Source organism: Nonomuraea sp. NPDC048882 (genome assembly GCF_040649755.1).
GTDB lineage: Bacteria > Actinomycetota > Actinomycetes > Streptosporangiales > Streptosporangiaceae > Nonomuraea > Nonomuraea maheshkhaliensis.
In genome coordinates, this window is record NZ_JBEZGB010000004.1 from 827,889 (window position 1) to 851,829 (window position 23,941).

Consider the following 23,941-nt stretch of genomic DNA (forward strand, 5'->3'; position numbering starts at 1 on the left):
ATGTTTCGCCCATCTAAGGAGATCGGCGATGACCGGCACGAAGACTCCCTTCGACCCCGAGACGGCCCCCTGCGGGAAGAAGTCGGGCGGTGAACGTCTTCTCGACGACGACGGTTACGGCCTGGTCATCCGGGATCAGCTCTTCGACTGCGGCTGCCGCAGGATCCGCCACGAGTACCACGACGGCAGCATCCACCTGTCCGCCATCCGCCACGACGGCAAGCGGGTGAAGGACCCGATCCAACCGGACCACGGAGTGTGACCCCAATGATCGATGTGCTCATCGTCGGGGGAGGCGGAGCGGGGCTGCGGGCGGCGATCGCGGTCGCCGAGACCGACCCCTCGCTCAGGGTGGCGGTCGTGTCGAAGGTCTATCCGATGCGCAGCCACACCGTCTCCGCCGAGGGCGGCGCCGCCGCCGTGATCGGCGCCGGCGACACGCTCGACGAGCACTGCTACGACACGATCTCGGGCGGCGACTGGCTCTGCGACCAGGACGCGGTGGAGGCGTTCGTGTCGGAGGCGCCCAAGGAGCTGATCCAGCTGGAGCACTGGGGCTGCCCGTGGAGCCGGGAGAGCGACGGCCGGGTCGCGGTGCGCCCGTTCGGCGGGATGAAGAAGATGCGCACCTGGTACGCCGCCGACAAGACCGGCTTCCACCTCCTGCACACGCTCTTCCAGACCACCCTGAAATATCAGGACATCATCAGGTACGACGAGTGGTACGTCACCAAGCTCGTCGTCGACGACGGCCGGGTGCACGGCGTCGTGGCCGTCGAGATCAGGACCGGCCGCATCGAGACCATCCCCGCCAGAACGGTCGTCCTGGCCACCGGCGGCTGCGGCAGGATCTTCCCCTTCACCACGAACGCCGCCATCAAGACGGGCGACGGCATGGCCCTGGCCTACCGCGAGGGCGCGCCGCTGAAGGACATGGAGTTCGTCCAGTACCACCCCACCGGTCTGCCCTTCACCGGCATCCTCATCACCGAGGCGGCCAGGGCGGAGGGCGGCTGGCTGATTAACAAGGACGGCTACCGCTACCTCCAGGACTACGACCTCGGCAGCCCCACGCCCACGCCGAAGCTGCGCAGCATGGAGCTCGGGCCGCGCGACCGGCTGTCGCAGGCGTTCGTGCACGAGCAGGAGAAGGGCCGCACGGTGGACACCCCGTACGGGCCCGTCGTCTACCTCGACCTGCGCCACCTCGGCGAGTCGAAGATCGACGCCCGGATCCCGTTCGTGCGCGAGCTGTGCCGCAGCTACCAGAACCTCGACCCGGCCACCGACCTCATCCCCGTGCGGCCCGTCGCGCACTACATGATGGGCGGCGTCCACACCGACATCGACGGCGCCACTCCGATCGCCGGCCTGTTCGCGGCCGGGGAGACGGCGTGCGTGAGCATCAACGGCGCCAACCGGCTCGGCTCCAACTCGCTGCCGGAGATCCTCGTCTTCGGCCGCAGGGCCGGGATCGCGGCCGCCGCGTTCGCCAGGTCGCACGCCGGCGCGGCGGAGGTGGCGGCCGTACGCACCCAGGGAGAGGACGAGCGGCGGCGGTTGGAACGCGTGCGCGGGGGCAGCAGCCACGGTGAGCGGATCGCCGACCTGCGCGAACGGATGCAGCACACGCTGGAGGGAGCCGCCGGCATCTACCGCGCGGGAGACGTGCTGGCCAAGGCCGCCGACACGCTCGCGGACCTGCGTGAGCGCGCCCAAGAAGCGCGCGTCGACGACACCAGCACCGCCTTCAACACCGAGCTGATCAGCCTTCAGGAGCTGCACGCCATGCTGGAGATCGCGCAGACCGTGGTGGCCTGCGCGCTGAACAGGCAGGAGTCGCGCGGCGCGCACCAGCGCACCGACTTCACCGCCAGGGACGACGAGACGTACCTGGCCCACTCGCTCGTGCACCGCGCGCCCGACGGCGCCCCGTCCGTCGGGCTGCTGCCCGTGACGATCACCCGCTGGCCTCCGGGAGAAAGGGTCTACGGCCGTGACTGACACCACCGAGGCGGTACGGCGGGCGAGCACGCGCACGATCCGCATGGAGGTCTCCCGCTACCGGCCTGGCGAGGACGCCGAGCCGGTGTTCCAGGACTACGAGGTGCCGCTCATGGCCGACTGGGCGGTGCTCGACGGGCTCAACTACATCAAGGACCGGCTCGACGGCAGCCTGTCCTACCGGTGGTCGTGCCGGATGGGCGTGTGCGGCTCGTGCGGCATGAACGTCAACGGCGAACCCCGGCTGACCTGCGGCACCTTCCTGACCGAGTACGGCGAGGGGCCGGTCAGGATCGAGCCGCTCAAGGGCTTCCCCGTGATCAGGGACCTGGTCGTGGACATCGACGACTTCCTGGCCAAGCTGTCGTCCGTGCGGCCCTGGCTGATCAGGGAGGGGGAGGAGCCGCCGCTGACGGCCGAGTACGCCCAGACGCCCGAGCAGTTGGAGGCGTACAAGCAGTACAGCATGTGCATCAACTGCCTGCTGTGTTACTCGGCCTGCCCCGTCTACGTGCTCGACCCCGACTTCCTCGGCCCGGCGGCGATGGCGCTGGCCCAGCGTTACAACCTGGACTCGCGGGACATGGGCGACCGGTTCGACGTGCTCAACCTGGAGGACTCGGTGTGGGGCTGCACGTTCGTCGGCGAGTGCACCAGCGTCTGCCCCAAGCACGTGGATCCGGCCGAGGCCATCCAGCGTTACAAGCTGACCGCGGCCCTGCGCTCGGTGCTGCCGTGGAGCCGGCGATGAAGACCGGCGTCGCCCCCGGCGACTACCGGCCGCGGCGGGACGCCTTCTGGTTCGCCCGCAGCCGCGCCTACACCGTCTTCGTGCTGCGCGAGCTGACCAGTGTCTTCGTGGCCTGGGCGGTCGTCTTCCTGCTGCTGCTCGTGGACGCGGTGCTGGGCGGGAGCCTGCCGGAGTTCGCGGCGCTGGCCGCCCGGCCGTGGATGATCGCGATCAACGTGCTGGCGCTGGCCGCGACCTGCTTCCACGCGATCACGTTCCTCAACCTCGCGCCCAAGGCCACCGTGGTGCGGCTGGACGGCTACCGGCTGCCCGCGTGGCTGATCCAGGGCGGCAACCACTCGTTGTGGCTGGCGGTGTCGGCGATCATCGCGTTCTTCGTCCTGAGGGGGTTCCGGTGAGGCGCGAGAGGGGTCCGGCCAGGCGTGGAGGAAGCTCGGCCAGGCGCACGCCGGAGCCGTACCTGTGGCTGCTGTTCAGCGGCGGGGGAGTGGTGGCGGCGCTGCTGCTGCCCGTGCTGGTGCTGCTGTTCGGGGTGCTCATGCCGCTCGGGATCGTGGCCTGGCCCACGCCCGAGCACCTGCGGGCGCTGCTGGACGGCGTGCTGGTCCGGGTGGGGCTGGTCGTGGTCGTCGTGCTGTGTCTCTTCCACGCCGCGCACCGCATCCGGCACACCAGCGAGGAGCTCTTCGGCATCGCCAGGTTCGACCCGCTGATCGCGCTGCTCTGTTACGGAGGAGCCGTCGCGGGCGGGGTGGTCGCCGCCGTATTGATGGTGGAAATGTCGTAGTTTGATCACGTTTCAACAACGTACTTTACGACTCGTTGACGCACCCTCTAACGTCCGGCATTGCACACCCTATGGCCATGCGCCCGGCGATCCCGGGCAGAGAGGGTTCCTGGTGCCCAGCACAAAGCGCCTGTTAGCAACACTTCCCGCGGTGGCCCTGCTCGGCGCCGCGTTGTCCGTGCCCGCCGCGCAGGCGAGCTCCGTCGCGGTCTATGAGCCCACGGCCTCCGACTTCTACATCAATTACGCGCCTCCGCAGGTGGAGAAGGAAGTAAAGGACCCCGCGGTCGCCGACCAGCGGGCCCGTTCGCTCAGCCCGGCGCAGAAGTTCGACCGCAAGTTCAGCAGCGGAAACCCGGCGGCCGGTCGCATTCTCGCCGCGCGCGAGCAGCAGGCCGTCAAGTCCGGCCGCAACCCCGCTGAATGGATCTTCAAGAACTCCAAGCAGACCCGCACGGCCAAGCTCCTCACCGTGCTCGTCGAGTTCAACGACCAGGCCAACGACGACTTCTCCGGCTTCAACCGGCTGCGCACGGTCAACAGCGCGCCGAACGACTGCGCCGTCGAGCCGGCCGGCACGCTGCTCAACGGCCCGCTGCACAACAACATCCCCGACCCGGCGACGCTGCCACAGAAGGACAACAACTCCTTCTGGGTCAAGGACTTCAGCACCGCGCACTTCAACAAGATGCTCTACACGGACAAGGGCATCACCGAGCGCGTGCGCCCGGACCTGAAGGACCCGCGCGACGGCAAGCGCGGCATCGACATCTCCGGCCAGACCATGAAGAAGATGTACGAGGAGATGTCGAAGGGGGCCTACTCCGTCACCGGCTCCGCGGTCGGCTGGATCAAGGTGCCCCACTCCGAGGCGTACTACGGCGCCGCGGCCTGTGGCGGCGCGCCGCAGGACATGTCCGGCCACCCGGACAACCCGCTCGGCGCCCAGCAGTTGCCGATCGACACGGTCGAGGCCCTGGCCGCCGCGCAGCCCGACTTCCCGTGGGCCGACTACGACGTCGAGGACATCTCCGACGCCGACGGCGACGGCAACTTCACCGAGCCCGACGGCGTCATCGACCACCTGGTGCTCGTGCACGCCGGCAAGGACAAGTCCTCCGACGGCGGCGCCCAGGGCACGTACGCGATCTGGGCGCACTCCAGCGCGGTCGCGGGCGGCTACAAGATCCCCGGCACCGACAAGAAGATCTCGAACTACATCGTGCAGCCGGAGGACTCCGGCGTCGGCGTCTTCGCCCACGAGTACGGCCACGACCTCGGCCTGCCCGACCTGTACGACACCTCGGGCGCGGCCAGCTCCGCCGTGGACTTCTGGGACCTCATGTCCAGCGGCTCCCACTCCGGCCCGATCTTCCAGTCGATGCCGACGCACATGGGCCTGTGGGACAAGTGGGTGCTCGGCTGGGCCAACCCGAAGACGTTCAACCCGGGTGACGCCGCCAAGCTCGTCACGGTCGGCCAGTCCTCGCGCACGCCCAAGCTCACCCAGGACGGCGTCCGGGTCAACCTGGCCTCCACGCCGCTGAAGATGATCGACGTGCACAGCGGCTCCAACGCCTGGTGGAGCGGCCTCGACCAGGACTGGGCGAACCTCACCCTGACCCGCGACGTGCCCGTCCCCGCCGGGACCGACGTGAAGTTCTGGATGTGGAACAACTACGTCATCGAGCAGGACTGGGACTTCGGCTTCGTCGAGGTCTCCACCGACGGCGGCGAGACGTGGACCCAGCAGAAGGTCTTCGACGAGGCCGGCAACGAGGTCAGCACGGCCGACGACTACCCGGACCCGAACAAGAACCTCAAGACGTTCGGCGACAAGAAGTACGGCCTCACCGGTGACAGCGGCGGCTGGCGGCACGACTACGTGAACCTCACGCCGTTCGCCGGGCAGAGCGTCAAGCTGCGGCTGACGTTCAACTCCGACGCCGCCTTCCAGGAGCGCGGCTGGCACGCCGACGACTTCGAGCTCACCAACGGCGGCACCTCCGTCTGGAGCGACGACGTCGAGGGCGACACCGGCTGGAAGCCCGTCGGCGGCACGTTCACCAACACCAGCGGAGCCGGCTGGACCCGCAACAACGGCGAGCGCGAGATCTCCCGCTTCTACCTCGCCGAGTGGCGCAACTTCGACGGCTTCGACAAGGGCCTGCAGTACACCTACGACACCGACTACCTCCGCGAGGGGGCGTGGAAGGTGCAGAAGGTGAAGTACAACGCGCCCGGCCTGCTGGTGTGGTACCGCGACTCGACGTTCGTCAACAACAACGTCGGATCGACCGTCACCCAGTCGCCGAGCATCGGCCCCAAGGGCAGCCTGCTGGTCGTCGACTCCCACTACGAGCCGCTCCGCCGCACCGGCGCCGCGGCCACGAAGGACCCGACGCTCAACAAGAACCTGCAAGGGCGCGTCCAGACCTCGAACGCCGCGTTCGGGTTCGGCAAGACGTACCCGTTCAAGGAGTGCCTGGAGGCGGCGGACGAGCCGTACAGCGCCTACTGCACGGACTTCCCCGCACAGAAGGGCGTCTCCACCTTCACCGACGCCAAGACCTGGTACCCGGGCATCGAGCAGATCGGCACCGGCCTGTTCTACCGGGACGTCGACGCCTCGGTGGTCGTGCCCTCCAAGGGCGACCAGCGCTACTCCACCCGTGTGGTGCACCAGGACGGCACCCCCGCCACGGAGCTGTACGGCCAGGTGGCCGCCGGCTCGACCCTCGGCACCGGCAACCCCGGTGACGAGGGCAAGGCGCTGGGCGTGCAGTTCAAACTGGTGAGCCCGCTGCCGGGCAACCTCGGCGCGATCGTCCACGTGGTCCCGCCGAAGAAGTGAATCAAGGGGCCGCCGGGCAGGCCCGGCGGCCCTAACATTGATGACCATGAGCGAATTGCGCACCAAAGACGAGCACACCCAGGCGATCCAGCGCGATCGCCGGGTGGCGGTGGTGGTGAACACTCGCTCGCGGCGCGGGCGCCGCCACTACTTCGAGGTGATCGAGCAGATCCACAACCTCGGCTTCGAGCCGCTGGTGGAGCTGTCGGTCTACAACCCCAAGCGCCTGCGCGACCTGCTCGACACCGCCCTCGCCACCGACCCCGACCTGCTCATCGTCGGCGGCGGCGACGGCACCCTGTCCTCCGCCGTACGCCACGTCGCCCACCGCGACGTCGCGCTCGGCGTGCTGCCGCTCGGCACCACCAACAACTTCGCCCGCAGCCTCGGCCTGCCGCTCGACCTGGCCGGCGCGATCAAGGTGTTCGCCGAGGGCAAGGTGGCCGACATCGACCTCGGCATGGCCGACGACCGGCCGTTCGCCAACCTGGCCAGCTTCGGCGTCTCCGTCGAGGTGGCGGGCAAGGTCAAGCCGTGGCTCAAGCGCATCGTGGGCCGCCCCGCCTACCCGCTCACGGCGCTGACGATCCTGCCCGGCCACACGCCGTTCCGCGCCTACATCACGGTCGAGGGCGAGCGCCACGAGCTGCTCACCCACCAGCTCAACATCGCCAACGGCCGCTTCCACGGCGGCTGGCAGGTGGCCAGGGACATCAGCATCGACAACGGCATGCTGGTCGCCTACCAGCTGGGCTCGGGCAAGAAGCTGCGCCTGCTCGGCGAGACCCTGATCAGGGCGACCACCGGCCGCTGGCGCAGCCTCGCGGGCGGGCCGTTCGTGACGGGCCGGGAGATGCTCCTGGAGACCGACCCGCCGATGGCCGCCGACGTGGACGGCGAGGTCCGGCTGCGCACCCCGATCCGGCTCCGCGTGGTCCCGAACGGCGTCCGCGTCATGGTCCCCGCCAGCTTCGACGACCGCTGATCGCCTGAAGGCCGGTCTCAGGCGATCGGCTCCGTCTCGGGCGCCGGCTCGGCGTCAGGCGTCGGCGAAGCCTTGGTAGGCCTGCGTGAGCGGGCGGGTGAGGTCGCCGGGCGGTGGGAAGACGCGCAGCAGCAGGTCGGGGGCGGCCGGTGTGGGGCGGCGTTCCGGGCGGTGGGCCGTGGCTCCGGGGGCGTAGAAGTCGGCCAGGCGGTCGGCGAACGGCACGTCCGTCACGGACAGCCCGGCGGTCGCCGGTTCGTCGGCCAGTGAGCCGAGCAACTGCTCGCGGGTCCGGCCGCGCCAGGCCAGCACCAGGAACGGGTCGTCGTCGAACGACTCCGCCAGCAGGTAGAGCACCGCCGACAGGTGCTTGCACGGGAAACCCCAGTCGGGGCACGAGCAGTCCATGTCGAGGTCGCGCGGGAACAGGTCGAGCCCCATTGCCGCGAACAACTCCTCGATCTCCGGCGGCATCTCGCCCGCCAGCAGCTTGGCCCGGTAGACGGCCTGCGCCGCGATCGACTCCTCGACGGCCGTCCAGCGTCGCTCGTCGTACGCCTCGATCCGCACCACGACCTTGTACGGCTGCCGCCGCGACCCCTGCACGGCGGCCCTGACCTTGCCGGCGGACAGGTCGATCGACAAGACCTGGCCCTGGCGGGCGTAGGCACGGCCGCGCGTGAGGCGGCCCTTGTCGCAGATGCGCTCCAGGATGTCGATGAACCGGCGCGACCACCAGGTGGAGCCGATGCTGCCGCGGCGCGTGCGGGCCTTGAGACCGTGCTCGACCTTGATCGGGCCGCCGCCGTCGTACCAGCCGGACATCAGCTCACCCCTTCGGCCGTCAGCGCGAACACCTCGCGCAGTTCCTCGGTCGACAGGTCCGTCAGCCACTCCTCGCCGGTGCCGACGACCCGCTCGGCCAGCGCCTTCTTCCGTTCGATCATCTCGTCCACGCGCTCCTCCAGGGTGCCGGCGCAGATGAGCTTGCGCACCTGGACGTTCTTGCGCTGGCCGATCCGGAACGCGCGGTCGGTCGCCTGGTCCTCGACGGCCGGGTTCCACCAGCGGTCCACGTGGATGACGTGGTTCGCGGCCGTCAGGTTGAGCCCGACGCCGGCCGCCTTGAGCGAGAGCACGAACAGCGTCGGCTCGTCGTCGTGCTGGAAGCGGTCCACCAGGCGGTCGCGGGTCTTCTTCGGCAGGCCGCCGTGCAGCCACAGGACCGGCCGCTCCAGCCGCTGGGCGAGGTAGGGCTGGAGCAGCGTGCCGAACTCCGCGTACTGGGTGAACAGCAGCGCCTTCTCGCCCTCGGCCAGGATCTCCTCGGCCAGTTGCTCCAGGCGGGCCAGCTTGCCCGACCTGCCCGCCAGCCTGGAGCCGTCCTTGAGCAGGTGGGCGGGATGGTTGCAGACCTGCTTGAGCCGGGCCATGGCCGACAGCACCAGGCCGCGCCGCTCGATGCCCTCGCTGTCGTTGATCCTGGCCAGCATGTCGTCCACGACGGCCTGGTAGAGCGTGGCCTGCTCGGTGGTGAGCGGGCACCACTCCTTGACCTCCAGCTTCTCCGGCAGGTCGGAGATGATGGACTTGTCTGTCTTGAGGCGGCGCAGGATGAACGGGCCGGTCGCCTGCTTCAGCGCCCTGGCCGCCTGCTCGTCCTGACGGGCCTCGATCGGCTCCTGGAAGCGGGTCCTGAACCGCGAGCGCGGCCCCAGCAGCCCCGGATTCGCGAACTCCATGATCGACCAGAGCTCGGCCAGGTGGTTCTCCACCGGGGTGCCGGTCAGCGCGAGCCTGCTCTCCGCGGGGATCGCGCGCACCGCCCTGGCCTGCAGCGTGCCGCTGTTCTTGATCGCCTGGGCCTCGTCGCACACGACCCTGCGCCAGGTGTGCTCCTTGAGCGTCTCCAGGTCGCGCTGGGCGGTGCCGTACGTGGTGATCACCAGGTCGGCGTCCTTGATCTCGGCCGCGTCCCTGCCGCTGCCGTGGTGCACGTACACCCGCAGGTCCGGCGCGAACCTGGCCGCCTCTCGCTGCCAGTTGCCCACCAGCGACATCGGGCACACCAGCAGCGTCGGCGCGCCGGGACCACGCTGGCGCTGCTCGTGCACGAGCAGCGCCAGCGTGGTGATCGTCTTGCCCAGGCCCATGTCGTCGGCGAGCACCCCGCCGAGGCCCAGCCCGGACAGGAAGCTCAGCCAGGCCAGCCCCCGCTCCTGGTACGGCCGCAGCGTGGCGTCCAGGCCTGGCGGCGTGGCCAGCGGGGTCAGCCGCCGCTCGGCCTGCCCGGACAGCAGGTCGCCGAGCGCGCCGTCGGCGTCCACCGCCAGCAGCGGCAGCTCGTCATCGCTCTGGACGATCTCGCGCAGCAGGTCGGCGGCGCTCGCCTCGCCCGTACGGCCGCCCTCGACGGCCCGCAACGCCGCCTTGAGCTGCCTGTCGTCCAGCTCCACCCACTGGCCGCGCACTCTGACCAGCGGCACCTTGAGCCGGGCCAGCTCGGCCAGCTCCTCCTCGCTGATCGTCTCCTCGCCCACCGCCAGGTCGACACGGAAGTCCAGCAGCTCCGCCATGCCGAAGCCCTGGCCGGCGGCGGCCGACTGCGTCTTGGTCCTGGTGGTCAGCTTCAGCCCCAGCCGGGTGCGGCCGGCCCAGCGCGGCAGCTGCACCCCGAACCCGGCCGCCTGCAGCAGTGGCGCGGCCGAGCGCAGGAAGCCGAACGCGCCCGCCGTGTCCAGCTCCAGCACGCTCGGCTCGGGGACGCGCAGGGCGCGGTCGAGCTCGGGATAGAGCCTGACGGCGCGGCCGAGCCCGGTCAGCAGGTCGCGTTCGGGCCTGCCGGGCAGTCCTGTCACGCCGTCCCAGAGTGCGGCGGCAGGGACGTACAGGCTGGGGTCGTCGGTGGCCTGCAACGCCAGCTCGACCTGCCAGTCGTCGGTGTCTTCCGGCTCCAGCAGCCGGAAACACACGCGCGTCGCGCCTTCGGCGGCCACGACCGAGTCGTGCCAGCGTTCCAGCTCGTCGTGCAGCTCGGGGTCGTCGGGGCAGGCGGGGGCGTCGCCGGCGAGCGCGGCCAGCCAGCGTTCCCGGGTCGTCCTGGGCTTTCTGGCGATCAGCGGAGCGGTCAGCGCCGCGCGTGCCACGGCGTCGGCGAACGTCTCCAGGGCCTGTCCGAGCACCTCGGCGGAGGGGCGTTCGGTCGCGGAGGTACGGCAGGCGGGCGGCATGGCCAGGGCCAGCTCGCGGAAGTAGGCGGCGTCGGCCCCGGTGAGCACCGGCCGCCATCCGGCTCTGGCGTCGTCGGGCGCGACGGCCCACATCCCCATGCCGTCGGGATCGTTTCCGGCCGGGGTGTTTCCGGGCGGGGTGCTCTCCGTCTGATCGGGGCGGATCAGGCGGGGGAGGACGCGGCCCCGGCGTACCAGGTCGCGGGCGAAGGCGGCGACGGCGGACCAGTGGCGCATTGTCGCGGTGCCGCTGTGGGCGGCCGGCGCGTCGAGTGCGTCGGGGACGGCGGGGACCACGGCAGGCACCCGCCACAGCCGCAGTCTCGGCCGCGACACCTCCGTCAGCCGCCCGGTCTCCGGCGACGGCAGCGGCTCCTTGGCCGAGCCGGGCAGCAGCAGCTCCAGCGTCCGGGACGGGGCGTCGTCCAGGCCGAGCGCGGCGGCGACGTCCGCCGACGGCGCGGCGAACGGATGCGGCCGCACCGCACCGGTCCGCCGCGACGAGACTGCGCCGCCGGAGTCGCGGGCGCCTCCGCTGCCCCCGCGCTCCGGGGTCGTGGGGTCGGTGGTCTCCGCCCAGAAGGCGAGGCCGTCCGTCGTCCACACCCCGTGTATCAGCACCCGGGCAGGCTACCGCCACCAGCGGAAGATCGGGGGCCGCCACGAAGACGCGGAGATCGTCCCCCGTAAGATCCGGTCATGAGATTCTCGGGGGCCGAGGACAGGTGGCGCGAGGGGCTGGGAACGCTGCGGGACGTCGTCCGCCAGGATCTCGTCACCCGGCAGCTCGCCGAGCACCTCCCCGCCACCCCCTGCCGCGTCCTCGACGTCGGCTCCGGCCAGGGCACGCAGGCGCTCAGGATGGCCGCCAGAGGCCACCACGTCACCGCGCTCGACGCGTCGCGTGAGCTGCTCGGCCTGCTGGAAGCCGGGATCCAGCCGGGCATGCGGGTCAGGACCGTGCACGCCGAGGCCGAGCGGCTGGGCGAGCTGTTCGAGCCGGGCGGCTTCGACGCGGTCCTCTGCCACGGCGTGCTGATGTACTTCGACGACCCCGACCCCCTCATCGCCGCCCTGGCCCGCCAGCTCGCCCCCGGCGGCTTGCTGTCGCTGCTGGTGCGCAACGGCGACGCCCTGGCCATGCGGCCGGGCCTGATGCGCGACTGGGCGGGGGCACTGCGGGCGTTCGAGGGCACCGGCTATCGCAACCGGCTCGGCGTGGACGCGAGGGCCGACCGGCTCGACGAGCTGACGGAGCGACTGGGGGCCCAGGGGCTGGAGGTGCGGCAGTGGTACGGCGTACGCGTGTTCAGCGACGCCGTACCCAAGGACGAACCCGTACCGGACGACCTCTACGACCTGCTGGCGGCCGAGGAGAAAGCGGGCAGGACCGACCCCTACCGCCGGGTGGCGGCCCTGACCCATCTGATCTGCCAGGTCAGGCGCGGCTGAGCGAGACAGGCGGACAAAGCGGTGGCGAAGCCCGGCTCGGCGGCAGCCGAAGTCGTACCATAGAGGTATGAATACTCCGGGATCGTGGTGTGAGCGGCCGAAGCCGCAGGCTCCCTCGTGCGAGCTCCCGTCCCCGTTCAGCAGGCCGAAGCAGCCCGGCAACTGGTGCGAGACCGAGAAGGACCCCGTGGCGTCGGTCTTCAAGTTCCTGATCAGGGCCGCCAAGCGCTGACGGGCGCGTGATAAAAGGCCGGCCGTCTGGGTAGTCGCCTTCCTCAGCGGAGGAGGCGAACGACGTGAACGACACCCACAAGCTGGTCAACGACCTTTCCGAGCAGGTCTCCCGGCTCGTGAAGGACGAGCTCCGCCTGGCCAGACTGGAGCTGGCGGAGAAGGGCAAGCGCGCCGGGTTCGGCGCGGGCCTGTTCGGTGCGGCCGGTGTGGCCGCGTTCTTCGGCGGTGCGACCCTCGTGGCCGCCGTCGTCATGCTCCTCGCTCTGGTGCTGCCCGGCTGGGTGGCCGCCGCCATCGTGGCGGCCGTGCTGTTCGTCGCCGCCGCCCTTCTCGGGCTCATCGGCAAGAACGAGGTCAAGCAGGCCGGGCCGCCGGTGCCCCAAGAGACCATCGCGAGCGTCAAGGCCGACTTCGACATGGTCAAGGAGAGGGTACGGCGATGAGCGAGACGGACCCCGGATACAGCGAGCAGCACGCCGGCGACGTCGGCTCCCGCAGAGCGACCGTGGGCACGCCGACCGAGCGCGAGTCGATCAACGTACCCCCGACCAGGCCGGGCGCGGCGGAGAACGCGCACCGGGCCGAGGAGGCCCGGCAGGAACACGAGACGTTCGTGCCCGAGCCCCCCGTCCCGGACGAACGGTCCGAGGCCGCCGGGAGCCATCGGACCGAACAGGAGCCCGCGGGCGGGGCCCGCCGGCAAAACGACGAGCAGAAGGATGAGGACGACGTGCGCAGAGATATCGAGAAGACCCGGCGGGAGCTGGGCGAGACCGTCAGTGCGCTGGCGGCCAAGACGGACGTGAAGGGCCGGGCGGGGCACGTGGCGGAGGTCGCCAAGGACCGCGCCGGGCACGCCGCCGAACTGGCCAAGGACCGGGCCGGCCACGCGGCGGAGCTGGCCAAGGACAAGGCGGGACACGCCGCGGAACTGGCCAAGGACAAGGCGGGACACGCCGCGGAACTGGCCAAGGACAAGGCCGCGGACGTGGCGGAGAAGGTCAGGACGAGCACGCCCGACCAGGTCAAGGACGTGGCGGCCGGGGCGAGGAAGCGGCCGGTGGTGCTCGTCGCGCTGGCGGGCGTGGTGGTCGCGTTCGTGGCGCGGCGCATGATGAGGCGGCGGTCCCATAAGTAGGCCCCATAAGTGAGCGCCGTCAGTAGGCGCGGCAAGCAGGCCGCCGATGCTCCCTGTGGGCGGCTCGCCGGACGCGGTGCCGCGCGGGCCGCCTGAGGCCGATAGCCTGCCCGGGTGATGCGTGCGACGGCTGCCGTCCTGCCGGCCCTGCTCCTGGCCCTGGTGGCGCCGCTGACGGCGTGCGGCGCCGGGTCGGCGGTGAACGACTACGGCAAGGTGATCAAGGGCTCGAAGGGCGCGACCGTGCAGGTGCGGGTGCGCCCGGGGCAGCGGTTCTCGCTGGCCGTTCCCGACAACCCGTCGGTGGGCGACAGCTGGGAGCTGGCGGAGGTGCCGGACGCGAAGGTGGCCTCGTTCATCAGCAAGGAACGCGAGAGCGAGGGCGACGCCCCGGGCTCGGGCGGCACCAGCTACTTCGTCTTCAACGGCAAGCGGCCGGGCACGACCGAGGTGCGGCTGTTCGACTGCTGGCGGTGCGGCCAGGCCAGGACACCGTCCACGGAGGACGGCAAGAGGCAGTCGGGCGAGGCGATCTTCGCCGTTACCGTGGCGGAATGAGCGCTCCAGGCCCAGGTCGAGGCCCCGGCGCAGGTCCAGGTCCCGATGTCGCGACGGGTGGCCCGAGTCGTGACGTACCGGCCCCGGATCAGGAGCGGGAGAGCTCTCAGACCGCCATCGCGCGGCACAGCACGTCGAGCGTCGTCTCCCTGACCACCTCGGGATCCGCGCCCGCCGCGAGCCGCCGCCGCCCCTCGCCCAGGATGCTCCACCCCAGGTGGGCCACCAGGTCGGGATGCTCGTGGCCGGCCTCGGCCAGGACGTCGCGGAGCGGGGCGATCATCGTCTCGTGCAGCTCGAGCCGGACCCGGCAGGCGGGCGGCAGCTCGGCCGAGACCACCGCGCGCAGCACCGCGTAGTCGGGGCTCGCCACGAACGACAGCGTCACGACCCCGAACTCGCGCACCCGCTCCCGCAGGCCGCCCGGCACCGACGTGACGCCCTCCAGCCGAGCCCGCCAGCGCGGGACGGCGTCCTCGACGAGCTGGGCCAGGATGCCGGCGGTGGAGGAGAAGTAGCGGTAGACGCTGGAGCGGGCCAGCCCCACGCGGGCCCCGACGGCGGCCGGGGTCAGCCCGGCCGGGCCCTCGGCGACCAGGATCTCCAGCGCGGCCGCCAGCAGGGCCGCGTGCCGGCCGGCACGGTGGTCGGCCACCGTGGCCGCGCTGATCCTCGGCACCGCCTCACTCCTCCTCGGGTCGCCTGCCTCCAGTATCGGGCAGCAGCAGCGTCGCCCCGACCCCCAGGAACAGCACGAGCCCCGTGACGACGGTGACCCGGCGGGTGGCCTCGGCGGCGGCGGCCACGGCCGCGGCGTGCCGCGCGGGGTCCCTGATGGAGGCGACGGCCGCCCCGGCGCTCTCGCGTACGGCCCTGGCGAGCTGCGACTGGTCCGGCAGGCGGTCGGTCATGGCCGATCAGCAGCGCGGCGTCGCCCGCCGCCGCGGCCAGCAGGCTCGCCACCAGGAACACCGCCGGCCCGAGCGCGAACGTCTTACGCCTGCCGCGTACGTCGCCCATCCGGCCGAGCGGGATGAGTAAGGCGGCGAACGTCAATGTCCCCAACCATGTCCCCAACATAGCAACGCGGTGTCGCTAAGTGGTCGGCTAGTCTCCAGATCATGGACTTCATCCGGGTCCGCGCCTCGTCCGACGGCGCGGAGGTGATCTCGTACTGGACCGGCGACGTCTACGGCTACCAGGACGACGACGGGCCGCACCACCTGTTCGGGTTCGAGGGGCTCAACGTGGCCAGGGCGGTCGAGACCGGCACCGGCCGGCAGCTCCTGACCAGGGAGGCCGCGCTCTACCTCGATCCGGCGAGCAGGCAGGTGCTCGACACCTGGGACAACCCGTTCACCGGCCGCACGGTCGAGGTGCGCCACGTCTTCAACGACCCGGTCAACCAGCGGCTCGGCGCCTCCCCGGTGCCGGAGACGCGGCTCGGCGGCCAGATCGTCTACAACGTGGATGTGCGCCTGGCCTACCCCTCGCCGCTCAAGGTCGCCGACTATCCGGACAACTCGGCCAGTGACACCTACCGGGCGCTGGAGCTGTTCCAGTTCTTCGTCTCGGCCGCGGACCTGGAGTCCGGCGTGCCGGACGTCCCGTGCGTGTTCTCCTGGTGCCGGGTCTCGCCGTGGCTGCCGTGGATGGCGATGGGGCGGCGCGGCGGCGGGCTCGTCTACCACTGCAGGGGCGCCAAGGTGGCCGAGGTGCCCGAGCGGCTGCGCGAACGCGTCGGCGAGCACTTCCTGCACGCGCCCGAGCGCTGGTCGGAGCCCAACGTGACGAGCTGGACCGCCTTCAGGGACCACCCCACCCGGGGAGCCGGCCGGTGAGCGGCGACCTGTTCTGCGAGATCATCGCCGGTGAGCGGCCCGCCCACGTGGTGAGCTCCGACGAGGTGGCCGTCTCCTTCCTCGACGTCCGGCCGGTCTTCAAGGGCCATGTGCTGGTCGTGCCGCGCGTACACGTCGAGACGCTCACCGACCTGCGCGAGGTGGGCCCGTTCTTCGAGCGCGTCCAGGCCATGGCCCGCGCCGTCGAGGAGGGGCTGAAGGCCGGCGGCACGTTCGTCGCCATGAACAACCGGGTCAGCCAGAGCGTGGCCCACCTGCACGTGCACGTGGTGCCCCGGCAGAAGAAGGACGGCCTGCGCGGCTTCTTCTGGCCGCGCACCAAGTACGACTCCGCCGAGGAGGCCGAGTCCTACGCCGCCCTCATCGAGCAAGCTCTCTGAGCTAGGCTCAGGCGGCGTGGAATACCTGGTCGACGTGGTCGTCGTGGCGGTGCTCGTCGGCGTGCCGTCGATCGTGCTGTGGCGGGTCATGCGGGGCCGCAGGGAGCTGGGCACCAGCCCGGCGGAGCGGGCCACGTTCGAGACCCTGCACACCGCCTCGATGGCCGGGCCGCCGCTGCGGGCCGGCCTGACCGCGGACGGCGCCGAGCGCGCCTCGCGTCACCTGCGCGCCCTGCTCGGCTCGGCCGCCGTGGCCGTCACCGACGGCGAACGCCTGCTCGTCTACGACGGCGCCGGCGACGACCACCACGCCGAGCAGGCGTTCGAGCACGCGGCGGCCACCCTCAAGGACGGCCGCACCCAGGTCCTGACCATCGACTGCGACCTGCTCGAATGCCCCATCAGGCACGCCGTGGTCGTGCCCCTGACCACCGACGACCGCGTGGTCGGCGCGCTGGCCGCCTACGGGCAGAACACCTCGGCCGGGCTCGTCAGGGCCGCGCAGGAGGTCGCCGGCTGGGTGGACTCACAGCTGGAGCTGGCCGAGCTCGACCGCTCGCGCACTTTACTGATGGAGGCCGAGGTGCGGGCGCTGCGCGCGCAGATCTCCCCGCACTTCATCTACAACTCCCTCACCACGATCGCCTCCTTCGTCCGCACCGACCCCGAGCGGGCCAGGGAGCTGCTGCTGGAGTTCGCCGACTTCACCCGCTACTCCTTCCGCAGGCATGGCGAGTTCACCACCCTGGCCGAGGAGCTGCGCTCGATCGACCGCTACCTGATCCTGGAGCGGGCCAGGTTCGGCGACCAGTTGCAGGTGACGCTGCGCATCGCGCCGGAGGTGCTGCCGGTGGCGGTGCCGTTCCTGTGCCTGCAGCCGCTGGTCGAGAACGCCGTCCGGCACGGGCTTGAGAGCAAGAACGGTGTCGGCCGGATCACGATCATCGCCGAGGACGCGGGCGCGGAGTGCCGCATCAGCGTCGAGGACGACGGGCTCGGCATGGACCCTGAGCGGCTGCGCCGCATTCTCGCAGGTGACATCGCTCCGGCGGGCGGCGTCGGGCTGGCGAACGTGGACGAGCGGCTGCGTCAGGTGTACGGCGACGAGTACGGTCTGGTCGTCGAAACGGCCGGCGGTGCGGGCACCAAGGTCAACATCAGGTTGCCGAAATATCACCCAGGCGTCTCTGCCCGTTGACCTCGATCTTTGTTGTCGGTTTAGTCACTGTCTATGGCACAACTCCGGGTACTGGCGGTTGATGATGAACTGCCGGCCCTCGAAGACCTGTCGTACCTCCTGCGCGCCGATCCCCGCATCGGCGAGGTGGCCACGGCCAGGGACGGCGCCGCGGCGCTACGGCTGCTCGACCGCGCCATCGCGGACGGGCGGCCGATCGACGCCGTGTTCCTCGACATCAGGATGCGCGGCCTGGACGGCGTCGTGCTCGGCCGGCTGCTGTCGCAGTTCGCCAACCCGCCCCGCGTGGTGTTCGTGACCGCGTACGAGGAGCACGCGGTGGACGCCTTCGAGATCAAGGCCGAGGACTACCTGCTCAAGCCCGTACGGCCGGAGCGGCTGGCCGAGGCGATCAGGCGGGTGGCGGTCTCGGCCGACGTGCCCGTCGAAGGCGGCGAGAGCGACACGATCCCGGTCGAACTGGGCGGGGTGACGCGATTCGTCTCCAGCGCCGACGTCATCTACGTGGAGGCGCACGGCGACTACGCGCGGCTGCACACCGCCGCGGGCAGCCACCTCGTCCGCATCCCGCTGGCCACGCTGGAGGAACGGTGGGCCTCCGCGGGCTTCATCCGGGTGCACCGCAGCCACCTGGTGGCCGTCAAACACATCGAGGAGCTGCACATCGACTCGGGCAGGTGCACCGTGCGCGTGGGCGAGACCGAGCTGCCGGTCAGCCGGCGGCACACCCGGGAGCTGCGCGACCTGCTGGTGCGGCGGGCCAGGAAGGGCAGGCAGGAATGAGCCAGGTACCGCGCCGCCGTGCCGACGTGCCCCGCCGCGTCACCGTCACCAGCCCCAGGACGGCCGCCGCCCGCCGGCCCCGCTATCCGGCCCTGCGCGAGATCGACGAGCAGACCCGGCTGGGCGAGGTCTACATGCACTCGCTGCTGCGCACCCAGTTCCGGCTGGCCCTGTTCGTCTGCACGGTGCTGGCCTGCGTGATCGGCGGCCTGCCGCTGCTGTTCCTGCTCCTGCCCGACCTGCGCGAGGTGCACCTGCTCGGCGTGCCGCTCCCGTGGGCGGTGCTGGGCGGGCTGCTCTACCCCGCCTTCGTCATCGGCGCCTGGCTCTACGTCCGCCAGGCCGAACGCAACGAGCGGCACTTCGCCGAGCTGGTCGAACGCCGATGAGCCTGGCGGCGGTGCTCGTGGTCATGCTGGCGGCCGTGCTCATCGGCGCGTTCGGCATCAGGTTCTCCCGCACCACCTCCGACTTCTACGTCGCCTCGCGCACGGTCAGCCCGCTCTGGAACGCCTCGGCCATCGGCGGCGAGTACCTGTCGGCGGCCTCGTTCCTGGGCATCGCCGGGCTCATCCTGTCCTTCGGCGTGGACATGCTGTGGCTGCCCGTCGGCTGGACCGGCGGCTACCTGGTGCTGCTGGTGCTGGTGTCGGCGCCGCTGCGGCGCTCGGGGGCGTACACGCTGCCCGACTTCGCCGAGGCCAGGCTGGAGTCGATGACCGTGCGCCGCACGGCCAGCGTGCTCGTCGTACTCATCGGCGGGCTCTACCTGATGCCGCAGTTCCAGAGCGCCGGGCTCGTGCTGCGCACGATCACCGGCGCGCCCGTGTGGGTCGGCGGGCTGCTCGTCGCCGTCGTCGTGGCGGTGAACGTGCTGTCGGGCGGCATGCGCTCGATCACGTTCGTGCAGGCGTTCCAGTACTGGCTGAAGCTGACCGCGCTGGCCGTGCCGCTGGTCTTCCTGCTGCTGGCCTGGCGGGCCGACGGCGCGCCCGCCGTGAGCGCCGCGGACGCGCTCACCTGGCAGATGCCGCTGGGCGGGGTGAGGGAGTACGGGCTCTACTCGACGTACTCGCTGATCCTGGCCACGTTCCTGGGCACCATGGGGCTGCCGCACGTGCTCGTCCGCTTCTACACCAACCCCGACGGCCGGGCCGCGCGCCGTACGACGCTGGTCGTGCTCTCGCTGCTCGGCGCGTTCTACCTGCTGCCCGCCGTGTACGGCTGGCTGGGCCGCATGTACGCCCCCGACCTCGTCCGTACCGACACGGTGGTGCTCACGCTGCCCGCCCGCATGATCGGCGGCACCCTCGGCGACCTGCTCACCGCCCTGGTCACCGCGGGGGCGTTCGCCGCGTTCCTGTCCACGTCCTCGGGGCTCACCGTGTCCGTGGCAGGCGTGATCGCCCAGGACCTGCTCAAGGGTGGGGTGCGCTCGTTCAGGATCGCCACCCTGATGGCGGTGGCGGTGCCGCTGGCCCTGGCGCTGTGGGCGCGGGCGCTGCCGGTGGCGGACGTGGTGGGGCTGGCCTTCGCCGTGGCGGCCTCGTCGTTCTGCCCGCTGCTCGTCCTCGGCATCTGGTGGCGCCGCCTGACCACGACAGGGGCTCTGGCCGGGCTCTTCGTCGGTGGCGGGCTGGCCTGCGCGGCGGTCCTCGCGACCATCATCGGCGGCCCGGCGTCCGGCCTGGCCGGCGCCCTGCTCGCGCAGCCGGCGGCGTGGACCGTGCCGATCGCGTTCGCGGTGATGGTGGCCGTGTCGTTCCTGACCCCGCACCGGGTGCCGCCCGGCACGGCCAGGACCATGGTCAGGCTGCACACCCCGGAGAACCTCGACCTCGACCGCGGCGACTGGCGGCCCCGCTCGTCCTAGCTCTGCAGGAGGTACGCCTTCTTGATCTTGGCCCGCTCCATCCGGTGGACTTCGTCGCAGTCGTGGCAGTAGCCGATGACCGTGCCCGGCCCGAACTCCAGGTCGTCCATGTAGTGCTCGCCCCGCTTCCAGACGATCACGATCGGCTCGTCGGTCACGGCCGCGTCCTGGAGCGCCTGCTCGGCCGAGCCGGGCGCGGGCCGGTCGGGACTTCCGAGCATGAGCAGGGCGGCGGCCTCGGCGTCGAAGCCTGCCTCGCCGGGGTCCGGCTCAACGGGCAGGCGCCGACGCTCGGGGCGTTCGGCCTGGATCGTCCCGTCGGCGGCTATGCCGACCGGGGCGTGACCGGCCTGCCGCAGCAGCCGCAGCGTCTCGCCGGGAGGCAGCGTGCCGAGCGCGACCGTCGGCGCGATCCGCCGCAGGCCCGCCTTGCGCAGCGCCTTCGCGGCGCACAACTCGGTGATGACAGCGGGGTCGTCGGCGATCACGACGGACGGGGCCGCGCCGACCTTGACGGTGCCGTGCCTGCGGGCCGTGTCGGTGATCAGGTAGCTCAGCGGCTGCGGGATCGCCTTGGCGGCGAAACGGGCCAGCCCTGACAGCAGCGTCTCGGCGTCCGTGCCCTGGTCGAGCGCCCTGCGCACGCTCGACTCCGAGAAGCGCCACACGCTCGCCCGGTCGCGCGATTCGAGGTCGGCGGCCAGGTCGAGGAAGGCGGCCAGCTCGGGGGAGGGGGCGCCGGTGACGACGGCGGTCAGGTCGTTCTGCAGGGTCACGGTCGTGACCGGGGCGGGGAAGAGCGCGTCCACGTCGCCGGAGCCGGGCGGGGTGTGTCCGGGTGTCGTGTGCGTCCCGCCGGGGTCGGCCAGGGTGTGTCCGGATGCCGGGTGCGCTCCACGGGAGTCGAGCAGGGCCCGTCCGAGCGTCGTGAGTGCCCCGCCGGACACGATGCCGAGCCACTCGGCCTCGCGCAGGGCCGCGGCGACGAACGTGCCGGCCGCCTCCGGCACCTCCGCCATCGCCCGCGTGCGCCAGGCCACCGCCTCGCGCATCCTGTCCGCGTCCGCGCCCATGCCAGGAGGCAGCGTACGCAGCGTCTGGAGCACCGCGCGCCGGATCCGGCCCGCCTCGCAGGCGAACCCGTACGGCGGCGGCAGCGGCGTCATGTGCTCCTCGCAGCACCCCACGACGCGGTGCGTGGGCGCCTGCGGCAGCCGCAGCCAGCTCTCGGCCAGCACCCGCCACCTCCGGCCCGCAGGACGCTCCAGCCAGTCGTCCAGGAACGTGGTGGCGATCAGCCGCTCGCCCTGCTCCGAGCCGATCAGGTCGGCCTCGAAGGCGACATCCAGCCAGAGCACCGCCTCCGGTTCCGGCAGGCCGAGCGCCTTGGCCACCCGCCTGACCTCGCGCACGCCCACGCCGCCCGCCTTCAGCTCGGCCACGGACTCCGTGGCGGCCAGCTCCGCCAGGGCCCGCGCCCGCTCGATCGCGGTCAGCGCCGTGTCCACGCCGTCGCTCGGGGGGACAGGGCCGGCCGGCACGTGGGGCTGCCCGGTCAGCGCCGGCTTCCAGCCGTCGCCGCGCAGGGCCAGCGCGATCTCCCTGGGCAGCTCGTACTCCCAGCCGTCGCGGATCACGAACCCGGCCTGCACCAGGCGCTCGACGGGCTGCGAACGGGGGACGGGACCGTAACCGAACTGCGTGCCGGCCAGCACGGGAGGCCCTGCGGCCATGGACTCCAGCAAGGCACGCGCCTGCGCCGGCAGCCGGGCCGCGCGGGCGCGCACCGCCGTGCCGTCGGCCAGCAGCTCCTCGGCCTGACGCACCAGGTCGGCCTTACGCCCCGCCGGCTGCCCGCCGAACGTCCTGACGATCGTCTTCAGCGTCTCGGCCGTGACCGTCTTCCCGAACTCCCGCAGCGGCCGGCCCAGCCCGAACGGATGCTGCCAGAGGCCGGCGGGGTGACGCGAGCGCACAGTGCCGCTGCCGGGGCCGCTGCCGGGGCCGCCGCTGGGGCCGCCGTCGAGCGTCATCAGGCCGTGCCCCGCCAGCGTGTCCAGCACCTCGCCGAGCCGGCCGAGAGGGTCGTGCAACCGGGCGGCCAGCGTCTCGCGGGTGGCCGCGCCGCCCGCCGCCTGGACGGCCTGGCTGACGACGTGGCAGTCGGCGTCGAGGTCGAGCAGGACGGGGATGGCCAGCTCGGGCCGCTCCAGCAGCCGTTCGAGCAATTCTACGGAGGGCACCTCGGCGAGCTCGGGCCTGTTGCGGAGGATCTGGGTCAGCGCCGGGGGGAGAAGAGCCACGGTCCGACTTTAGATCGCCGGGTGACGTCCCGCCGCCCCGATCACGAGACCCGGCCGTACGGATGGCCACAACGGTGAGTGAGACTCTGCTGACTGCGGGGGTATGACGAGGGCGGGGCCGCCTCCATGTGACGGGACTTCACGTGACGGATTCCTGGGGAGCGGCTTTCCCGGAGAGGGAGGACGGCGATGCCGGCGACGGACGGACCCGAACGACCCGACGATCCCGCACCCACCCTGGAGCCACGAGATCATGGCTCCTCCGGGCGGCGGCGGATCGGCTCCTCGGTGCCGCAGGGGCGTGGGTGGGTGGCCGGGGTGCCCGTGCAGGCTCATCCCGCGCTGGCCGCGGCCGCGGTGGCGGCGCTGGAGGCGTACGCCGACGCCACCGCCGAGCACGACCGCGCCACCCTGGCCGAGGTCGTGGCGGAGGGCGCCGACGGCACGCCCACCATGCGCATCGACCTGCTGGTGGAGAACGCCATCCTGGCCGCGCTGTCGCGCCATCCGGTCAACGTGCTGACCGAGGAGACCGGCTGGGTCGACAACGGCTCGGCGCTGACCCTGGTCATGGACCCCGTGGACGGCTCCAACAACGCCGCCGCCGGCGTGCCCCTGTCCGCGTTCTCGGCCGCCGTGGCCGTGGACGACGCGTTCATCGAGGGGCTGACCGTGTGGCTGGACACCGGGCGGAGCTGGTGGGCGAAGGCGGGCACGCCGTCCCCGCTGCGCACCACCGGCCGCACGTCCCTGCCCGGTGCGGCCGTCTCCCTGCTGCGCCCCCATCCCGCCGACCCGGGGGCGGCGTCGGCGTGGTGGGAGGTGGCGCGCCGGGCGGGGCGCGTACGGATCCTGTCCACGAGCTGCCTGGAGGGCGCCCTGGTCGCTCAGGGGGCGACGGACGCGTTCGCCGACGCCGCCACGGACACGCACCGGCTGGTGGACATCGCCGCCTCCGTGGTGCTGGCCGAGGCGGGCGGCGGGGCGGTCAGGGAGGTGTTCGGCCGCCCGATCGTCCTGGACACCGACCTGACCAGGCGCTGGAGCGGTGTGGTCGCGGCCAGCGCGGAACTGGCCGACGAACTGGCCACGGTCCTCCACGACGCCTACGAAACCGGCCGCACCACTCATCCCGGCCCGGGCACCCCGGTCTAGCGTTCAGCCGGAGGCTGGGGCCCGGGTCCAGGTGCGGGCCGGGTGGGGGATCGGGGCCGAGGCTTGGGCGCCGGCTGGGCTGGTGGCCGGGGTTCCGGTGCGGGCCGTGACGGCGAATCGGGCCGGGGCTCGGGCGGGAGGCCAGAGCCGGGCGGTGGGGCGGTCAGGCGGGCGGCGATGCGGAAGTCGAGCTGGATGTCGTGATAAGTCACGCCGGCCGCCACCTGGGCGGGCAGGTTCGTGCGGTCGCTGCCCGAGGCGTGCTCCCCGGCCGGCTCCGTCTCCGCGTGCGTGCTCACCTCGGGGCGTGCACGGAAGCGGAGCTCACGTGCCCTCACCGAGGCCCTGATCTCGACGTCCGGCACGGCCGGGCGCTCAGGCACCGGCACGGCGG

The 23,941-nt window shown here is 71.9% G+C and carries 25 protein-coding genes; 19 read left to right on the plus strand and 6 right to left on the minus strand.

Annotated elements, in window-relative coordinates; genetic code table 11:
- Positions 1 to 28 precede the first annotated feature (28 nt).
- The 7 genes from AB0C27_RS18025 to AB0C27_RS18055 all read left to right on the plus strand — a co-directional run bounded on the left by AB0C27_RS18025 (position 29) and on the right by AB0C27_RS18055 (position 7,381).
- Positions 29 to 262: a hypothetical protein gene (locus tag AB0C27_RS18025; protein ID WP_346111646.1), complete on the plus strand. Its 234-nt coding sequence runs from the start codon at positions 29 to 31 to the stop codon at positions 260 to 262.
- 5 nt (positions 263 to 267) lie between these two features.
- Complete coding sequence (gene frdA, locus AB0C27_RS18030; protein WP_357844986.1) at positions 268 to 2,004, plus strand: fumarate reductase (quinol) flavoprotein subunit; 1,737 nt, start codon at positions 268 to 270, stop codon at positions 2,002 to 2,004.
- Positions 1,997 to 2,755 carry a succinate dehydrogenase iron-sulfur subunit gene (gene sdhB, locus AB0C27_RS18035; RefSeq protein ID WP_357844989.1) on the plus strand — a complete coding sequence of 253 codons (759 nt, stop codon included), beginning with the start codon at positions 1,997 to 1,999 and terminating at the stop codon, positions 2,753 to 2,755. The genes frdA and sdhB overlap by 8 nt, the downstream gene beginning before the upstream one ends.
- Positions 2,752 to 3,153: a hypothetical protein gene (locus AB0C27_RS18040; RefSeq protein WP_357844992.1), complete on the plus strand. Its 402-nt coding sequence runs from the start codon at positions 2,752 to 2,754 to the stop codon at positions 3,151 to 3,153. The genes sdhB and AB0C27_RS18040 overlap by 4 nt, the downstream gene beginning before the upstream one ends.
- Positions 3,150 to 3,542 (plus strand): fumarate reductase subunit FrdD, encoded by a 393-nt coding sequence (gene frdD / locus AB0C27_RS18045; RefSeq protein ID WP_357844995.1) that lies wholly within the window; start codon positions 3,150 to 3,152, stop codon positions 3,540 to 3,542. Before AB0C27_RS18040 ends, frdD begins: the two co-directional genes overlap by 4 nt.
- A 151-nt stretch (positions 3,543 to 3,693) precedes the next feature.
- Positions 3,694 to 6,396 carry an immune inhibitor A domain-containing protein gene (locus tag AB0C27_RS18050; RefSeq protein WP_357844998.1) on the plus strand — a complete coding sequence of 901 codons (2,703 nt, stop codon included), beginning with the start codon at positions 3,694 to 3,696 and terminating at the stop codon, positions 6,394 to 6,396.
- Between the two features lie 46 nt (positions 6,397 to 6,442).
- A complete protein-coding gene (locus AB0C27_RS18055; protein WP_357845003.1) occupies positions 6,443 to 7,381 on the plus strand; it encodes a diacylglycerol kinase family protein in 939 nt (312 codons plus the stop codon).
- A 54-nt stretch (positions 7,382 to 7,435) separates the two neighbouring features.
- Here the strand turns inward: AB0C27_RS18055 and AB0C27_RS18060 are convergent, their stop codons facing one another.
- Positions 7,436 to 8,206, minus strand: coding sequence for an SWIM zinc finger family protein (locus tag AB0C27_RS18060; protein WP_357845006.1), 771 nt, complete (start codon positions 8,204 to 8,206; stop codon positions 7,436 to 7,438).
- Positions 8,206 to 11,232 carry a DEAD/DEAH box helicase gene (locus AB0C27_RS18065; protein WP_357845009.1) on the minus strand — a complete coding sequence of 1,009 codons (3,027 nt, stop codon included), beginning with the start codon at positions 11,230 to 11,232 and terminating at the stop codon, positions 8,206 to 8,208. Before AB0C27_RS18065 ends, AB0C27_RS18060 begins: the two co-directional genes overlap by 1 nt.
- Before the next feature lie 78 nt (positions 11,233 to 11,310).
- Between AB0C27_RS18065 and AB0C27_RS18070 the strand changes: the two genes are divergently transcribed.
- The 5 genes from AB0C27_RS18070 to AB0C27_RS18090 all read left to right on the plus strand — a co-directional run bounded on the left by AB0C27_RS18070 (position 11,311) and on the right by AB0C27_RS18090 (position 13,993).
- Complete coding sequence (locus AB0C27_RS18070) at positions 11,311 to 12,063, plus strand: methyltransferase domain-containing protein (protein ID WP_357845012.1); 753 nt, start codon at positions 11,311 to 11,313, stop codon at positions 12,061 to 12,063.
- A 67-nt stretch (positions 12,064 to 12,130) separates the two neighbouring features.
- On the plus strand, positions 12,131 to 12,295 hold the full coding sequence (locus tag AB0C27_RS18075) for a hypothetical protein (protein WP_357845015.1): 165 nt from the start codon (positions 12,131 to 12,133) through the stop codon (positions 12,293 to 12,295).
- 64 nt (positions 12,296 to 12,359) lie between these two features.
- Positions 12,360 to 12,740 carry a phage holin family protein gene (locus tag AB0C27_RS18080; RefSeq protein ID WP_357845018.1) on the plus strand — a complete coding sequence of 127 codons (381 nt, stop codon included), beginning with the start codon at positions 12,360 to 12,362 and terminating at the stop codon, positions 12,738 to 12,740.
- A complete protein-coding gene (locus tag AB0C27_RS18085) occupies positions 12,737 to 13,435 on the plus strand; it encodes a DUF3618 domain-containing protein (protein ID WP_357845021.1) in 699 nt (232 codons plus the stop codon). Before AB0C27_RS18080 ends, AB0C27_RS18085 begins: the two co-directional genes overlap by 4 nt.
- Positions 13,436 to 13,552: 117 nt before the next feature.
- On the plus strand, positions 13,553 to 13,993 hold the full coding sequence (locus tag AB0C27_RS18090; protein WP_357845301.1) for a protease inhibitor I42 family protein: 441 nt from the start codon (positions 13,553 to 13,555) through the stop codon (positions 13,991 to 13,993).
- A 106-nt stretch (positions 13,994 to 14,099) separates the two neighbouring features.
- Here AB0C27_RS18090 and AB0C27_RS18095 read toward each other — a convergent pair whose 3' ends face one another.
- Both AB0C27_RS18095 and AB0C27_RS18100 read right to left on the minus strand, forming a co-directional pair.
- Complete coding sequence (locus tag AB0C27_RS18095) at positions 14,100 to 14,672, minus strand: TetR/AcrR family transcriptional regulator (protein WP_357845024.1); 573 nt, start codon at positions 14,670 to 14,672, stop codon at positions 14,100 to 14,102.
- Positions 14,673 to 14,676: 4 nt separating this feature from the next.
- Positions 14,677 to 14,904 carry a hypothetical protein gene (locus tag AB0C27_RS18100; protein ID WP_357845027.1) on the minus strand — a complete coding sequence of 76 codons (228 nt, stop codon included), beginning with the start codon at positions 14,902 to 14,904 and terminating at the stop codon, positions 14,677 to 14,679.
- A 210-nt stretch (positions 14,905 to 15,114) separates the two neighbouring features.
- On the opposite strand from AB0C27_RS18100, the gene AB0C27_RS18105 reads away from it, so the two are divergent.
- From AB0C27_RS18105 to AB0C27_RS18130, 6 genes are read left to right on the plus strand one after another with little or no spacing between them, the layout of a single operon-like run.
- Entirely contained in the window at positions 15,115 to 15,834 is a 720-nt protein-coding gene (locus AB0C27_RS18105) for a DUF1838 family protein (protein WP_357845031.1), read from the plus strand.
- Positions 15,831 to 16,235 carry an HIT family protein gene (locus AB0C27_RS18110; protein WP_357845034.1) on the plus strand — a complete coding sequence of 135 codons (405 nt, stop codon included), beginning with the start codon at positions 15,831 to 15,833 and terminating at the stop codon, positions 16,233 to 16,235. The genes AB0C27_RS18105 and AB0C27_RS18110 overlap by 4 nt, the downstream gene beginning before the upstream one ends.
- Before the next feature lie 16 nt (positions 16,236 to 16,251).
- Positions 16,252 to 17,433 carry a histidine kinase gene (locus tag AB0C27_RS18115; RefSeq protein WP_357845037.1) on the plus strand — a complete coding sequence of 394 codons (1,182 nt, stop codon included), beginning with the start codon at positions 16,252 to 16,254 and terminating at the stop codon, positions 17,431 to 17,433.
- Between the two features lie 33 nt (positions 17,434 to 17,466).
- Positions 17,467 to 18,216 carry a LytTR family DNA-binding domain-containing protein gene (locus AB0C27_RS18120; protein WP_106234564.1) on the plus strand — a complete coding sequence of 250 codons (750 nt, stop codon included), beginning with the start codon at positions 17,467 to 17,469 and terminating at the stop codon, positions 18,214 to 18,216.
- Positions 18,213 to 18,605 (plus strand): hypothetical protein, encoded by a 393-nt coding sequence (locus AB0C27_RS18125; protein WP_357845041.1) that lies wholly within the window; start codon positions 18,213 to 18,215, stop codon positions 18,603 to 18,605. The genes AB0C27_RS18120 and AB0C27_RS18125 overlap by 4 nt, the downstream gene beginning before the upstream one ends.
- The gene (locus AB0C27_RS18130) at positions 18,602 to 20,089 is read left to right on the plus strand and encodes a cation acetate symporter (RefSeq protein WP_357845044.1); all 1,488 of its coding nucleotides are present in this window, start codon (positions 18,602 to 18,604) and stop codon (positions 20,087 to 20,089) included. The genes AB0C27_RS18125 and AB0C27_RS18130 overlap by 4 nt, the downstream gene beginning before the upstream one ends.
- Here the strand turns inward: AB0C27_RS18130 and AB0C27_RS18135 are convergent.
- Positions 20,086 to 22,392 carry a helicase-associated domain-containing protein gene (locus AB0C27_RS18135; RefSeq protein ID WP_357845047.1) on the minus strand — a complete coding sequence of 769 codons (2,307 nt, stop codon included), beginning with the start codon at positions 22,390 to 22,392 and terminating at the stop codon, positions 20,086 to 20,088. The two genes, AB0C27_RS18130 and AB0C27_RS18135, sit on opposite strands and share 4 nt — an antisense overlap.
- A 189-nt stretch (positions 22,393 to 22,581) precedes the next feature.
- Between AB0C27_RS18135 and AB0C27_RS18140 the strand changes: the two genes are divergently transcribed.
- Positions 22,582 to 23,547 carry an inositol monophosphatase family protein gene (locus AB0C27_RS18140; RefSeq protein WP_357845050.1) on the plus strand — a complete coding sequence of 322 codons (966 nt, stop codon included), beginning with the start codon at positions 22,582 to 22,584 and terminating at the stop codon, positions 23,545 to 23,547.
- Here the strand turns inward: AB0C27_RS18140 and AB0C27_RS18145 are convergent.
- Positions 23,544 to 23,936: a hypothetical protein gene (locus AB0C27_RS18145; protein WP_357845053.1), complete on the minus strand. Its 393-nt coding sequence runs from the start codon at positions 23,934 to 23,936 to the stop codon at positions 23,544 to 23,546. The two genes, AB0C27_RS18140 and AB0C27_RS18145, sit on opposite strands and share 4 nt — an antisense overlap.
- Between the last annotated feature and the right edge of the window lie 5 nt (positions 23,937 to 23,941).

Bases quoted from the DNA above. Each gene is read 5' to 3' on its own strand.
- AB0C27_RS18125 (WP_357845041.1), top strand. From the start codon at position 18,213: ATGAGCCAGGTACCGCGCCGCCGTGCCGACGTGCCCCGCCGCGTCACC.
- AB0C27_RS18040 (WP_357844992.1), top strand. From the start codon at position 2,752: ATGAAGACCGGCGTCGCCCCCGGCGACTACCGGCCGCGGCGGGACGCC.
- frdA (WP_357844986.1), top strand. From the start codon at position 268: ATGATCGATGTGCTCATCGTCGGGGGAGGCGGAGCGGGGCTGCGGGCG.
- AB0C27_RS18130 (WP_357845044.1), top strand. From the start codon at position 18,602: ATGAGCCTGGCGGCGGTGCTCGTGGTCATGCTGGCGGCCGTGCTCATC.
- AB0C27_RS18055 (WP_357845003.1), top strand. From the start codon at position 6,443: ATGAGCGAATTGCGCACCAAAGACGAGCACACCCAGGCGATCCAGCGC.
- AB0C27_RS18090 (WP_357845301.1), top strand. From the start codon at position 13,553: ATGCGTGCGACGGCTGCCGTCCTGCCGGCCCTGCTCCTGGCCCTGGTG.
- AB0C27_RS18120 (WP_106234564.1), top strand. From the start codon at position 17,467: ATGGCACAACTCCGGGTACTGGCGGTTGATGATGAACTGCCGGCCCTC.
- AB0C27_RS18100 (WP_357845027.1), bottom strand. From the start codon at position 14,904: ATGACCGACCGCCTGCCGGACCAGTCGCAGCTCGCCAGGGCCGTACGC.
- AB0C27_RS18140 (WP_357845050.1), top strand. From the start codon at position 22,582: ATGCCGGCGACGGACGGACCCGAACGACCCGACGATCCCGCACCCACC.
- AB0C27_RS18075 (WP_357845015.1), top strand. From the start codon at position 12,131: ATGAATACTCCGGGATCGTGGTGTGAGCGGCCGAAGCCGCAGGCTCCC.
- AB0C27_RS18105 (WP_357845031.1), top strand. From the start codon at position 15,115: ATGGACTTCATCCGGGTCCGCGCCTCGTCCGACGGCGCGGAGGTGATC.
- AB0C27_RS18085 (WP_357845021.1), top strand. From the start codon at position 12,737: ATGAGCGAGACGGACCCCGGATACAGCGAGCAGCACGCCGGCGACGTC.
- AB0C27_RS18060 (WP_357845006.1), bottom strand. From the start codon at position 8,206: ATGTCCGGCTGGTACGACGGCGGCGGCCCGATCAAGGTCGAGCACGGT.
- AB0C27_RS18025 (WP_346111646.1), top strand. From the start codon at position 29: ATGACCGGCACGAAGACTCCCTTCGACCCCGAGACGGCCCCCTGCGGG.
- AB0C27_RS18070 (WP_357845012.1), top strand. From the start codon at position 11,311: ATGAGATTCTCGGGGGCCGAGGACAGGTGGCGCGAGGGGCTGGGAACG.